The sequence below is a fragment of the Chloroflexota bacterium genome (assembly GCA_020161265.1).
Lineage (GTDB): Bacteria > Chloroflexota > Chloroflexia > Chloroflexales > Herpetosiphonaceae > Herpetosiphon.
This window is the reverse complement of sequence record JAIUOC010000007.1, coordinates 19,330-32,738: the sequence shown is the minus strand read 5'-3', so window position 1 is coordinate 32,738 and position 13,409 is coordinate 19,330. Positions and strand designations below refer to the sequence as shown.

The 13,409-nt window shown below is 49.1% G+C and carries 12 protein-coding genes; 4 read left to right on the top strand and 8 right to left on the bottom strand.

Annotated features, from left to right (window positions below; genetic code table 11):
- The first annotated feature begins 14 nt into the window (after positions 1-14).
- Together LCH85_16350 and LCH85_16345 are read left to right on the top strand one after the other, a co-directional pair.
- Entirely contained in the window at positions 15-302 is a 288-nt protein-coding gene (locus tag LCH85_16350; GenBank protein ID MCA0353564.1) for a DUF1905 domain-containing protein, read from the top strand.
- A gap of 9 nt (positions 303-311) precedes the next feature.
- A complete protein-coding gene (locus LCH85_16345) occupies positions 312-1,190 on the top strand; it encodes a hypothetical protein (protein ID MCA0353563.1) in 879 nt (292 codons plus the stop codon).
- A gap of 9 nt (positions 1,191-1,199) precedes the next feature.
- Here the strand turns inward: LCH85_16345 and LCH85_16340 are convergent, their stop codons facing one another.
- The 4 genes from LCH85_16340 to LCH85_16325 all read right to left on the bottom strand — a co-directional run bounded on the left by LCH85_16340 (position 1,200) and on the right by LCH85_16325 (position 7,523).
- Positions 1,200-3,884 (bottom strand): tetratricopeptide repeat protein, encoded by a 2,685-nt coding sequence (locus LCH85_16340; GenBank protein MCA0353562.1) that lies wholly within the window; start codon positions 3,882-3,884, stop codon positions 1,200-1,202.
- 67 nt (positions 3,885-3,951) lie between these two features.
- Complete coding sequence (locus LCH85_16335; protein ID MCA0353561.1) at positions 3,952-5,055, bottom strand: STAS domain-containing protein; 1,104 nt, start codon at positions 5,053-5,055, stop codon at positions 3,952-3,954.
- A gap of 39 nt (positions 5,056-5,094) precedes the next feature.
- Entirely contained in the window at positions 5,095-6,456 is a 1,362-nt protein-coding gene (locus LCH85_16330; protein MCA0353560.1) for a hypothetical protein, read from the bottom strand.
- A gap of 59 nt (positions 6,457-6,515) precedes the next feature.
- Entirely contained in the window at positions 6,516-7,523 is a 1,008-nt protein-coding gene (locus LCH85_16325) for a sugar ABC transporter substrate-binding protein (protein MCA0353559.1), read from the bottom strand.
- Between the two features lie 450 nt (positions 7,524-7,973).
- On the opposite strand from LCH85_16325, the gene LCH85_16320 reads away from it, so the two are divergent.
- Positions 7,974-9,197, top strand: coding sequence for a S8 family peptidase (locus LCH85_16320; protein ID MCA0353558.1), 1,224 nt, complete (start codon positions 7,974-7,976; stop codon positions 9,195-9,197).
- A gap of 135 nt (positions 9,198-9,332) precedes the next feature.
- Here LCH85_16320 and LCH85_16315 read toward each other — a convergent pair whose 3' ends face one another.
- Genes LCH85_16315 through LCH85_16305 form a run of 3 tightly spaced genes read right to left on the bottom strand, consistent with a single transcriptional unit; the run spans position 9,333 to position 11,486 of the window.
- The gene (locus LCH85_16315) at positions 9,333-10,193 is read right to left on the bottom strand and encodes an NAD(P)H-binding protein (protein ID MCA0353557.1); all 861 of its coding nucleotides are present in this window, start codon (positions 10,191-10,193) and stop codon (positions 9,333-9,335) included.
- Between the two features lie 8 nt (positions 10,194-10,201).
- Positions 10,202-10,936 (bottom strand): DUF2071 domain-containing protein, encoded by a 735-nt coding sequence (locus tag LCH85_16310; protein MCA0353556.1) that lies wholly within the window; start codon positions 10,934-10,936, stop codon positions 10,202-10,204.
- A gap of 7 nt (positions 10,937-10,943) precedes the next feature.
- Complete coding sequence (locus LCH85_16305) at positions 10,944-11,486, bottom strand: hypothetical protein (GenBank protein ID MCA0353555.1); 543 nt, start codon at positions 11,484-11,486, stop codon at positions 10,944-10,946.
- Between the two features lie 251 nt (positions 11,487-11,737).
- Between LCH85_16305 and LCH85_16300 the strand changes: the two genes are divergently transcribed.
- Entirely contained in the window at positions 11,738-12,724 is a 987-nt protein-coding gene (locus tag LCH85_16300; protein ID MCA0353554.1) for an aldo/keto reductase, read from the top strand.
- A 277-nt stretch (positions 12,725-13,001) separates the two neighbouring features.
- Here LCH85_16300 and LCH85_16295 read toward each other — a convergent pair whose 3' ends face one another.
- A complete protein-coding gene (locus tag LCH85_16295; protein MCA0353553.1) occupies positions 13,002-13,334 on the bottom strand; it encodes a YnfA family protein in 333 nt (110 codons plus the stop codon).
- Between the last annotated feature and the right edge of the window lie 75 nt (positions 13,335-13,409).

Genomic DNA, 13,409 nt, shown 5'->3' with positions numbered 1-13,409 from the left:
CCTAGGAGTTTCGTGTGACCTTTGATTTTACTGGGCCAATTTGGTTTTGGAAAGGGCCAGCGCCATGGTATTTCGTCACTGTGCCGCTTGAACAGAGCCAATCAATCAAGGCGGTTGCTGGGCTGGTGACCTATGGCTGGGGCGTGATTCCGGCCCAAGTGCAAATTGGCGGTACAACCTGGAGTACGTCGCTGATTCCCAAAGATGGCCTGTATCTTGTGCCGATCAAAAAGCCCATTCGTTTGGCCGAGCAGCTTAACGAAGGCGATCTGGTGAACATTCAGCTTAAGATTGGCCAGTGAGGCATCCAGATGACGCTTGTTAAACGTTCAACCACAAACTTGGTGTTAGCTGCCGATGCAGCGATCGACTTACAATTGCATACAACGGCCAGTGATGGCCAGTGGTCAGCACTTGATCTGATTCACCATTTGAAGCGTGAAGGCTTTGGCTTGGCCGCAATTACCGACCATGATCGGCCTGATATGGCGCAATCAATGCAGGATTTGGCGGTGGCTGAAGGTATGCCCTTGTTGGTAGCGACTGAAATGAGCTGTCTTTGGCGCGAACAGCTGGTCGATCTGCTGTGTTTTGGCTTTGAGCTTGGGCCAAATCCACTCATGGCGATTGCTGCCGAGCTGTATCAACGCCAGCAAACAATCATCACCAAGGCCTTTGCGTATTGTTGTGATCACGGCTATTTGACCCCTCAACATCAAGCCCAAATGGCCGAGATTCTAGCCCAACCATCGGCTCAACAACCTCATTTATTGGCAGCCTTGGTTAAGCAACAGAATCCAACCCTTGCCCCAGCCCAATTTTCGCAACTGATGCAAGCCTCAGGCTGCGATTTTGCAACCAATTCGATTGCCGCAGTTGTGGCAGCGGCCCAGCAAAGTGGTGCAATCTGTATCTTGGCCCATCCAGGCCGCAGCGATGGTTTTGTCTGTTTTGATCAAGCGCTGCTCGATGCGTTAAGGGATGAAGTGCCCTTAGATGGGATTGAGGCTGATTATCCCTTACATACTGCTGAACAAGCTGCCTTATACCGTAGCTATGCCCAACAACACTCGCTTTTAATTAGCGCTGGCTCCGATTCGCATAGCCCCAATAAACCGCCGATTCGCTATCGAGCTGCTGATTATCGCGCTTTGTTGGAACGATTGGGGATTATAGTTCAAGCTGATTGAATTTCGTGGTTAAAAAGGCTTGAGCAATTGTTCAAGTGTTTGGGTCACCTCAGTTTGCCAAATTTGGGTAAATTGCTCGGGGCTAAGTTGTTGTTGACACCACGCAAGGCTGGCTTGCCATGCTGCTTGTTCAGGTACTGAGCGCAAACGTGGCAAGCTTTGGCGTTGTTGTTCAGCAGTGCTTAGCAATTGCAAGCAGGCTGCGGCTTGATTGGCTTGCTTGCCCAAACATAGGCTATGCGCTAACCCTTCAAGACATTCGACCAAACCCCATGGCAAATCGTTGGCTTGGTACATTTGAATACTAGCCAGAAACCAGCTTTGGGCTACTTCAGGCTGGTGTTTGATCAAAGCAATTGTGCCCAAACGTGCCTTGAGCCAGGCAATTGCCCAAGCAGGCTCGTCGCGCTCGAAGATTGCCAATTGTTGCTCAAACGCATAGGCTTGGTCCAAATCACCTGCGAGAATACCCAGCCAGTTGAGGTGAATGCTGGCCCAGCGAATTGCCGAGGGTTCTTTGAGTTGTTGGGCTTGCTCAAGGCTGGCTTGAAATCGCTCGCGAGCTAGCTGATACTGGCCTTGCTCCAATGCCGAACGCCCAAGATGCCGCAAAATTTCAAGATAAATTTGTTGATATTGATGGCTTTGAGCGAGCTTGAGACTTTCGTTGAGTAATAACTCGGCATCAGCATAACGCCCTTGATCAATCGCCATTTGGCCAAGTGCTTTGGTTTGATGCACGATGCTCCACGAATGATCCAAGCGGCGTGAGGTCGCTAAGGCTGCTTCTAAAAAATGCTGAGCTTGTTTGGCTTGACCCTGCGATTGCAAAGCTGCGCCCAAGTGAAACAACGACCAAGCAATCTCCTCTTGATCATCGAGTTGGCGGAAGAGACTTAAACTTTCTTGATAGGCTCGCATGGCAAAATCGCGCTGCCCCGCCCACTCGGCCAATAAGCCAACCCCATGCAACGCTCGGGCAATTCCCTGTTGATCGTCGAGGCTGGTGGCGAGGTGCAGGCTTTGCTCGAACATGGCTTGAGCCAAATCATGCTGATGCAAATCGACTGCCAACCAACCAGCGCCCCAAAGCACCTTGGCACGGGCTTGTTGATAGGCTTCGCTATTGACCAGCGGCAAGGCCAAAGCCAACTCAATCCAGTGCAAGCCTTCCTGCCAGAGATGGCGAATTTGCCAAAATTTCCAGAGCGAACCGATCAGTTGCAGCAACGCTTCGGCTGCTTGTTGTGCCACGAGCCAGTTGAGCACATCCCAAAGGTTGCTACGCTCCCAAGTCAAGCGCTCAAGCCACAATGCTTCTTGTTGGCCGAGTTGTTGCTCGGCATGTTGGGCAAGTTGGATGTAATAATGCGCATGCCGCCAGCGCAATGCTTGAGCTTCGCTGGTTTGTTCAAGCTGCTCTAGCCCATATTCGCGAATAATTTCGAGCATGGCAAAGGTGGCGAGGCCATCGTTTGAGCTTTCTTCGCGCACTAAACTTTTATCAAGCAAATTGAGCAAAATTGTGAGAACTTGAGGTTTGGCAATTTGAGTTTGACACAGATATTCGGCGGCATCTAATGTCCAATGGTTGGCAAACAGGCTGAGGGTGCGAAAAATAGTTTGCTCGTTGGGCGTGAGCAGCGTGTAGCTCCAAGCAATTAAATTGCGCAAGGTTTGATGCCGCTCAGGCAGATCGCTATTGCCTTGATCGAATAATTCGAGCCGCCGATCGAGCCGCGCGAGCATTGCTTGGGGTGGCAGGCCACGAATTCGTGCCGCCGCCAGCTCGATCGCCAAGGGTAAGCCATCTAAACGCCGACAAATTTCGCCAACGATCGCGCGATTTTGGGCTGTTAGGCTAAATTGAGGTTGTACCATTTTGGCGCGAAGCTCGAATAATTCCACAGCAGAATAGCTGGTTTCGGTGCTAGCTTGGTGCTCAAGTGGGTGTTGTGGCACATCGAGTGGTGGCAAATCAATCAGGTGTTCAGCGTGTAATTTCAAGGCAAAGCGGCTGGTAATCAGCATTTTGAGTTTGCTGCATTGGGCGATCAATTGGCTGATAATTGGCACAACCATCATCACATGCTCAAGATTATCGAGCACCAGTAAGATCGAGCGTTGGCCAATCGCGCCGATCAATTGCTCTAAGGTTGATTGATGGGTTGGTTGGGGGATTTCCAGCGTTTGAGCGATCAGCGTCGGCAATTGTTCAGCATCGTGCAATGACGCTAAGCCAATAAAAAAGCTCCCATCACTGAAATGTGCTTGAATCTGCTGGGCAAGCTGGGTTGCAAAATGAGTTTTACCAACGCCACCTGGTCCAACAATGCTCAGCAAACGGATGCTTGGCTGGAGCAATAGCTGGCTGGCATTGGCCAATAATTCCGCGCGGCCAATTAAGGGTTGGCTTGGCTCAGGCAGCCGTTTCACTCGTGGAATTGGATTGATTGGGCTAGGTGGTTGATGGACCCGTGCGGTTTGCACAAAGAGCGCTTGCTGTTCAGCTGGAATCTGCAAAAAGCTGGCGAGCCGTTCAGCCAACTGGCGCGAAGGGCGGCGGGTACCATACTCAAGCTGACGCAACATGGCCAACGAACAGCCAACTTGTTGGGCTAACTCGGCTCTGCCAAGGCCCAATTGCTTACGAGCCTGTTTGATCCATTCTGGGAAGATTGGCCGATCATCCATCGTACAAGTCTCTATCGGTTGCGCTAACGCAGCCTGCAAAACAATTGCTAGTATACCCGAAGGCTGGTTAGCTATCGAACAACAGCCGACTATGCTGTTGAATTGCCGCTTGCAGATCGCGAAAAACCCGCACATTGCCAAGCTGGTGGCCCATACTCACAATAGCTTGGGCTGCTTCAGGCCGCACGCCGATAAATGCAACGGCTGCCCCAAGCAAGCTACTGGCATGGACAATCTGCTGAAGCATGGCTGCCCCAGCCTGATCAAGCACCGCAACCCCAGTCAAATCCAAGAGCAGAATTTTGGCTTGATAGGCATCAACCGCCTGTAAAAGCTGCGCTTGAATATCGTGTAACCGTTGCTGATCAAATGTGCCAATCAGTGGGGCAAGCAGTATGTGTTGGTGCAATGGCAAGATTGGCAAACTCAACGAACGAATCGTTGAACGTTGTTGATCATTTTCATTCAATAAACGGGCTTGCTCGGCGATCAATTGTTCCGAATTTGCCAAACTCTGGCGTAATTCCGCCGTGCTTTCAGCCACCCGTTGACTAAGTTGATCGCGCTCATCTTGCAGCGTTTTAGTTAATTCGCGGCTCCGCTGCTGAGCTAAATTCATTGCGTGAATGGCTTGGTGGGTGGTGCGTGAGCCAACATAGCCCAAGCCAATAATCATCAACAACAAGCTACTGGCCAAGCCGAATACTTCGCTATTTTGCGGCAATGTTTGTGGGATATTCTGCGTTAATAGCGCGAGCAAACCTAAGGCAGCCAAACTCGTGCCACTGGCGAACAGTAAACCGCGTGGCGATAGCGTGACAAAGGCCATCAAAATTGGTAAGAGAAAGAAAAATGGCGTAAAAGCCACCCGATTGGCCACCACTGGCGCGGCGACCAAGGCCGCGAGTGCAGCAGCAATCAATAATCCGGCGGCACGATTGGCCATTCCACGGCGGGCTAGCCAAATGGCTGCTAGCCCAAGCAGCCCAAATGGGCTGGTGAGTAAGGCAGTTTCGCGCCAGCCAGTTGCAAAAATGCTGAAAATACCAATTAATATGATACAGCAAACCAAAAAGAAGGTAATCCCAACGATAGCCTTCCCACGCCGCCGAATATTTGCGTCGGCGTGGTTGATTCGGAAAAGCCCTGCGAGTAAAGCCTTAAAACGCATAGTGCTATGGTATCCAGCTAAAATGGCCTTTGGTGATCATTATTCAGCAATCGTTGCCAAAATTAAACGATATGGTTTGCCTTGATCTGCTAAATCAATGATGACATATTTAATCAGATAGCCGCGTTGATAGTAGGAATCGGTATACCCAAGGTAGAGATTGGGAGCCGCAATGGTTTCCATTATACTGCGGGTTTTTAATTTATTTGCGTAAGCTTGATCATAAAATTGCTCAAGTTCGACGATACTTTTGCTTGATGTAAAGAGGGTCTGACTAATCGTTGTCGCATAGCCAACGTGATCTAAAACTGAGGCAATTTGCAGTTGAAAACTTGCGTCGGCAACCTCAGGGTCGTCCAGCGCATAAAACGTCACCGGCTCAGGCCAAATGATGCTTGGTAGTACCGCTACTGGAGTCGCTGTTACTGGGCGATCGGCAATCGTAGGGGTTGGTTTTTCAGGAATATCAGTCGTTAATGTTTGGATCACTAAAACTTGATCGTCATTGATCTGCATTGTGATCATTGCTATAGCAACTGGTGTTTGATCAATGGTTTTACTATGAACAATATGCGAATAGCGATCATCACCTTGGCCGCTAATCCACTCCCAGTCACGACTATTAAGTTTTGAGCTAATAGTTGCATATACCAAACTAAGTCGATCCGTGCTGATGAACACGTTTCGGCCTAGAATATTCGTATAGGGTTCTGCTGCATGCCAATTTATTAATAATTGATCAATTTTTTCATCGGAGCCAAATACATAAGCATCACCCCATGTTGGAATTTCATATGACTCGGGAATTGCAACTTCATAGCCTTCGATTGTTCGAGTTGATGTCGTTGAGGATTGAGTTGGCTTGACAGTTGGGGTTGGTTTTGTTGGAATATCAGTGGTTAAGGTTTGAATTAATAAAACCTTTGCTGGTTGATCTTTGTCATTCCCGGCAATAATCAGTGTGTCTAAAGCGACAGTTGTTCCATCAAAAACTTTAGTATAAACCAGCTGAACATAGGCCTCATCATAATTAGTAAGCATTTTCCAATCGTTTTGATTGAGATCTTGAGTCACGATTCGATAAACAGTCTCAAATTGGCGATCGCTAATAAAAACGTCACGACCAATAATAGTGCTATATGGTTGCTTTTTTACCCAAGTGGTTAAAATCTCATCAATTGCCGAATTACTGCCGATTGGATAGCGATCATCCAATCCAAAAATACGGGTTTTATACGATTCAGGAATTGCAACTTCGTAGCCTTCGACTGTGCTGACAGCTTCGGTTTGAGTTGGATTAGGGGTTGTAGTTTGACTACAGCTGGCTAAGAGCAACGCCATGATTAAAAACCAACGCTTGAACATTTGTCCTCTCCTCATAATACGTTTAATTGCAGCCATAACGAAACTCCAAGTGCTAAACTTGGAGTTTCGTTATAAGTAAAAAACTGAATAATTAGCTAGAGATTATCTTTCGTGATCAATTTTAGTTCGGTGCGAATCCAGCCGCTAAATTTCTCGCCTTTGAGTGTGCGATAGCCATAATCCATGCCGATTGCGGCCATTTGCGCACCGTATTGTTCAACGGTCGCCAACATTTTACCATCTTTGATCAAGGGTTGCACCGCTGGAATGTTATCAAAGCCCACGACTTTGATTTTATCGAGCATGTTGGCGGCTTCGAGTGCTTGAACCGCCCCAAATGCCATTGAATCGTTGGCACACATGATTCCTTGTAAGTCGGGGTATTTTTTGAGCCATGCGGCGGTGATGCTTTGGCCTTCGCTGGTTTCCCAGTGGCCACTTTCAGCAACGACTAAATTCAAGCTACCATCGGCGATGGCATCGTCGAAGCCTAAGCGGCGTTGGACGGCATTATCGGCCTCTGGATTGCCTTCGAGCACTGCGACTTTGCCGCCTGCGCCTAAGGCTTTGGCCAGCACCTCGCCCGACATTTTGGCTCCAGCACGATTATCGGGGCCAAAAAAGGCCAGATCGATGCCAGCAGCTTTTTTGGTTGCTTCATCAAGCGCAACGTCGATATTGATCACGACGATGCCAGCTTTGACCGCTTTGGCAACCGGGGCAACCAAGGCAATCGAATCGGCGGGAGCCAACACAATCACATCATATTTTTCAGTAATCAAGCGTTCAAATGAGGCAATTTGGGTGGCGAAATCGCGCTCGTCGTTAATTCCGGTGGCAGTGAAATCAAAGCGGGTTGCATTTTGGCGCGCATATTCTTCAGCGCCAGCCTGCATTTGTTGGAAGAACTCGTTGCTCAGCGATTTCATAACGAGGCCAATTTTGGGCTTGGTTGGGGTGGCAGTGCTCACTGGCGTGGCGCTGGTGGTTCCACAGCCAGCGAGTAACCCGATGGTGGTAAACGCCCCGAAACGCAGAAAATCACGGCGGGAATATCCGACGGAGTTTACCAGAACTTGCGGCTTGTTGGTTGGCTTTTCCATTGGATGATCCTTTTGCACATGGGGAACACGAAGAAGGCCTGAGACGAAATTGCTGTGTTCTCACATTAATCTTGATTAAATTCGTCAAAATTTACGAGCAAGTTAACTATCGCAATTTTACCATTTGTGTCTAGCCTCAATAGTCCCATCCTGCTCTAGGAGTATGCTTAAACCCGTTTAAGCGCTTTTTAACATATCTGCATAAAGGTTATTAAATTTTTTTGACAAATCAGTTAAGATCCTTTAATATATAACTAATCCACTGATACGGAGCTTGATAGTGTTGTTAGGTTCGTTTGCTGACTGCGTAAAAGGAGGACGCAACATCAGGATCATCGGCCTCACCGATCCTTCATGACAACGATGTGTAAAGGTGTAGGTACAGCCGCTGTTGGTTTGGTACTGCACGATTTTGGTTAAAAAATCAACCCACATGTTGAGGAGGCAACTTTGAAGCGTCTGTTTGTTTCGAGCATGTTGATCTTGGCGGTTAGTGCGTTTGCTGGCTCAAATTCATCGTTCGCCCAGTCACGCGATGTAGAAAAACCCGTCGATATTGGCGATGCCGTTGGTCTCGACCTCAATGCCCCTGCTGTTCCTGGTCAATTTGTCATCAAATTCAAGAATTCAACCTCAAAAGCTAGCCGCGCCAACAGCCTGAGTGCGTTGGGCGCAGTGCAAATCGATCGAATCGAAGCGCTTGACGCTGAAGTCGTCGAATTTGCGAGCTTGAAGAGCAACGATAGTTTGGCAATGCGCCAAGCCATGGTTGAAAGCTTGCTCAAAGATGGCAATATCGAATATGCCGAACCCAACTTTATCTATACTTCAACTTACACTCCCAACGACCCAGGTCGTAGCTCACAATGGGCATGGGGTGTAACCCAGGCATACACTGGTTGGGATATCACGCGCGGTAGCAGCAGCGTTGTCGTTGCGGTTGTTGACACTGGGATTCAAAGCACTCACCCTGATTTGGATGCCAAAATTGTCGCTGGCTACGACTACATCGATAATGACTCAACGCCAAATGATGGAAATGGCCACGGCACGCACGTCGCTGGGACGGTTGCTGCTGAAACCAACAATAGCACTGGTGGCGCAGGAACCTGCCCCAACTGTCGCTTGATGGGCGTTCGCGTGTTGAATAACAGTGGTAGCGGTACTTTGGCTGGTGTGGCCAATGGCATCACCTACGCTGCTAACAACGGCGCAAAAGTCATCAACTTGAGTCTTGGTGGCGGCGGTTCAACGGCCTTGCAAAATGCCGTCAACTACGCTTGGGGCCGTGGGGTATTCTTGGCTTGTGCCGCTGGTAACAGCAACACCTCAAGCACCACGAGCGCTTACCCAGCTGCTTATACCAACTGTTTTGCGGTTGCATCAACGACTTCAACCGATGCCCGCTCATCATTCTCAAACTATGGTACATGGGTCGAAGTAGCCGCCCCTGGTTCGAGCATCTACTCAACCTGGATTAACAGTGGCTACAACACGATCAATGGTACCTCAATGGCTACCCCTCACGTTGCCGGTTTGGCTGGCTTGTTGTCATCACAAGGTTTGACCAACAGCCAAATCAAGAGCAAAATCTGCTCAAGCTCCGACCAAATTAGCGGGACTGGCACGCGCTGGACTTGCGGTCGGATCAACATCTACAAAGCTGTTCAATAGTTCGGCTCTCATCTGACGGAATAAGTGGTCAGCCGACCGCTTGGTGTGTGGAAGTGTTCAATTGATCCTGTAAAAACCTAAGCAACCTATCAGATCAAAAGCCCATGGGACTAGCTAGACCATGGGCTTTTGGTTTTAGGCGTTTGGCTCAAATCGGCGTGGTTCAAAGCTAAAATACTGCCGAAAATCGCTTAAATCGCAGGTGTTGCCTTGTAGCAAGAGGCTTAATTCAGCCCGATTAATTGGCCCTAAGCCTGTGGTTGTGCCAATTTGCGCGATCAACTGCCCTAGCCAGTTTGACACAAACCACGGGCGTAGTTGGCGATTTTGGCTGGCGGCCAAGCGCTCAAGTAGGTGAAGAAAACTCAGTTGCTCACCGCCACCAGCTTCAATTAGGCAATTGGCGATTGTTGGATTTTCGACAGTTTGCCTGATTGCCCGAACGAGATCGCCGATCTGAATTGGTTGAACTTGATAACTGCCATCGCCCAAAATCGGGGTGATGGGCAAGCGGGCTAAACGTCGAAATAACTCCATCGAATAGCAGCCTGCCCCATAGACAAAGCTTGGGCGTAACACCACCCAAGGGATGCTTTGCTGGCTCAGGGCTTGATCAGCCAAGGCTTTGCTGCGCACAAACGCTTGTGGTGCGGCAACATTAGCTCCCAAGGCACTAATTTGGATAATTTTTTGCAGCCCGTATTGTGCTGCCGCCTTGAATAGCGCGATTGGCACACTGGTATGGACTGCTTGAAAACTGGCTTGGCGGCTTTCGCGCAACATTCCGACGCAATTAATCACCATGTCATGCTCGGCGATTTGATCGAGCCATGTTGCAGGTTTGAGCCATTCGGCTACCACATATTGCGTGGCTGAGTTGATTGGCATGGTTGGTTTGTGGCGCACCAAGCAGGTTAATTGATGGCCTGCTTGGCTCAATTCTACTGCTACATGCCGCCCAATAAAACCACTTGCTCCAGTCAGGAAAATGCGCATGGCTCACCTCAGTGCTGGTTCAACAAGACCTTGCGTCGATAGCCGCGCAACCAGCGATAGGCAATTGGCTGAATTTCATAGCAAATTTCAGGCTGCACCGAATATGCTTTGAGCCATTGAAAATCAGCGTGCTCGACATGGCGGAGTTGATGTTGCCACGCTGCTTCATCGCGCTCGATCCGCACAATATTGGCTTCGCCTGGTTTACTAATCGCGATTCCGCGTGGCGGATATTTGAGATACGCCGCAGCTTGTTCAAGGCTATCAAAGATTGAATCGCTGGTGAGTTGGGCTGGTTGTTGGTTGTTGATCTGGACAGTTGCTGCGGCAACTGAATTATTAATTGAAATACTAGTCTGCTCAACCGAGCTTTTAACAATAACTGGTGTATGATGAAAATTAAAATTGGTCACCAAATTGCCAGCCCACGCTAATAATGGCTGATCACAATCGCTACGCACAAAATACAAGCCTTGATCTATACCATATGGAGTTTTGAGATTGACATAAATTCGATAAGCAACATGCCAATAATTAAACCCTAAGGGGTGAGGCGCAAACCAGGGACGCATATGCGAAACATGGCATATCACAATATTCCAAAAACCGAAACCTTGATATTCAGTGGCAGTTAATTCGGCTGGCAGCAACGCTTGAAATTGATCAATTGGCATGCGATAGGTTAAAAGCCAGCAGCGATCGATCTGGCCTTGCATGGTAATTGGATTATGCAGGATGGGCATACTAACCTCATTTGGCTAAAAGATGGCGCAAGCGATAAAAACAGACTGCGCCTGTACCGTTGAGCAATAGCATCCATAACAGCCACGTTTGCCAACGGGCGAGTTTGATGACGCTGAGTTGTTCGGCGAGGGCCGTGGCCATGCTCAGGTTGGCAATCAACACTAACAACAAATTGCGTTGCTGGGCATAGGCTTGGTTTTTGAGCACATAGTTGAGCAGCGCAGTGATTAACAAAATCGTCTCGCCATAGCTCATGCTCACCAAACATGCCTGAATACAACTATTAATGTTGCCTCGGCTGGCGAGCAATAAAGCTGGACCAAGGACGAGCCAACCAGCGCCAGACGATAGGGTCAGCCACCAAGCAGCACCACGTTGCGACCATTGCGGGAGCGCTTGATTGAGCGAACCACCAAAGATCAACGAGCCGCCAACTGCTAAACCGCTATGTAATAACCAAGCGCGATAAGGCCATTGCTGGAATGGTTGATCAATCTGTTGGGCCAAGCTTTGTTTGGGCTGGCGTAATTGTTGAAAAAATGTTTGCATCGAACGCACCTCATATCCGAACTGATGGACTAAGCATAGACTGGCTATGTTACAAGCTCGTTACAACATGAGGCTATGGGATACTAGTTTTTTAATCAATCTCTGATAGCCTAGGGCCAGAAGCCATACTCTCGCTACGTCTTTGGATTAAATGCTGTTCCCTGACGACTAGCCCCTGATGCCTAACCCCTGATCTCGCTCTCTGTTCTAAGCATGCTAAAATGGCTCATCATTACTTCTGAGGAGCCTGCATGGATTATCGTGATTTAGGTCGAACTGGTTGGCAGATTTCGACGATTGGCTTTGGGGCATGGGCGATTGGCGGCGATGCATGGGGCAAAACCGACGATGCTACCTCGTTGGCCACAATTCACACAGCGATTGATGCTGGGGTAAATTTTATTGATACAGCTGATGTCTATGGCGATGGTCACTCCGAGCGCCTGATTGCCCAAGTATTGCGTGAACGTCCAGGCGAGATCGTCGTTGCAACCAAGGCTGGTCGCCGTTTGAATCCCCATACAGCGGCTGGTTATAATCGCGAAAACCTAACTGCCTTTGTTGAGCGTAGTTTGCATAATTTAAACACCGAAGCCCTCGATTTGCTGCAACTGCATTGCCCGCCAACCGACGTTTATTCAATGCCCGAAGTCTTCGAGGTGCTCGATAACTTGGTGCGGGCTGGCAAGGTGCGTTACTACGGCGTGAGTGTCGAGCGGGTCGATGAGGCTTTGGCCGCGATTGAATATCCCAATGTGCAAAGCGTGCAAATTATCTTCAATCTTTTTCGCTACAAACCAATTGAGCAATTTTTTGCGGCAGCCAAAGCCAAGCGAGTTGGTATTCTGGCGCGGGTTCCGTTAGCCAGCGGCTTGTTATCAGGCAAAATCAGCGCTGCAACCACTTTTGAAGCCAGCGATCATCGCAACTATAACCGCCATGGTGAATCGTTTGATCAGGGCGAAACCTTCTCAGGGGTCGATTATGCTACGGGATTGCAAGCCGTTGAGGAATTACGCGCTTTAGTGCCAATCGATGCCAGCATGGCTCAATTTGCCTTGCGCTGGATTTTGATGTTCGATGCGGTGACGACGGCGATTCCTGGGGCCAAAACGCCTGAACAAATGCGAGCCAACGCTGCTGCTGCCGAGCTAGCCCCGCTCGATGCGGCAACCATGGCCCAAGCCCAAGCGATTTATGATCGTTTGATTCGACCATTGGTGCACGAGCGCTGGTAGGATATGGTAGTTGGTTGTTGGGGATCGGGGATCGGTAGGTTTTGAGTTCTTCGTGGATTGTGCTGAATGATCCACGAAGAATATGAAGAGCCGGAACCACGAAGGACGCGAAGAGCGCGAAGCTTGCTTTTTTAGCCACGAATTGCCCGAATTTCACCAATTCTCCTTGCGTTATCCCGTAGCCTTCAGTCAATAGCTCTACAATTCTCCGCGCCTCTGGGTTAAAGCCCTGTCCTCTGATACCAATCCCCGATCCCCAACAACCGATCCCTAATTGCTAGCGTGGCCAATACAAGATAATTGCTGCGCCAACTAAGGCCAAACAGGCTCCAATTAGGCTTGGTTGATCCGGCGGATTATGATCGATCAGCCAGCCCCAAGCGAGCGAAAGCACGATAAACACCCCGCCATAGGCTGCATAAACTCGCCCAAAACTCCAAACTTGTGGTTGAAGCGTTGGTAAAACCCCATAACCAACCAACAAAATTGCCCCTAGTACCCCAAACCAAATCGAGCGATCGGCGCGAAGCCACTGCCAAACCAAATAACCGCCAGCAATTTCAGCCAAACCCGCCAAAATAAATAACAAAACTGCGCGAAATATTTGCATGAGTTATCCTTGAGTTAAATGATGTAATCCCCAAGGAGTTTAGCAGGAGCAAAAAATTGTCTCGTAACCATGCGC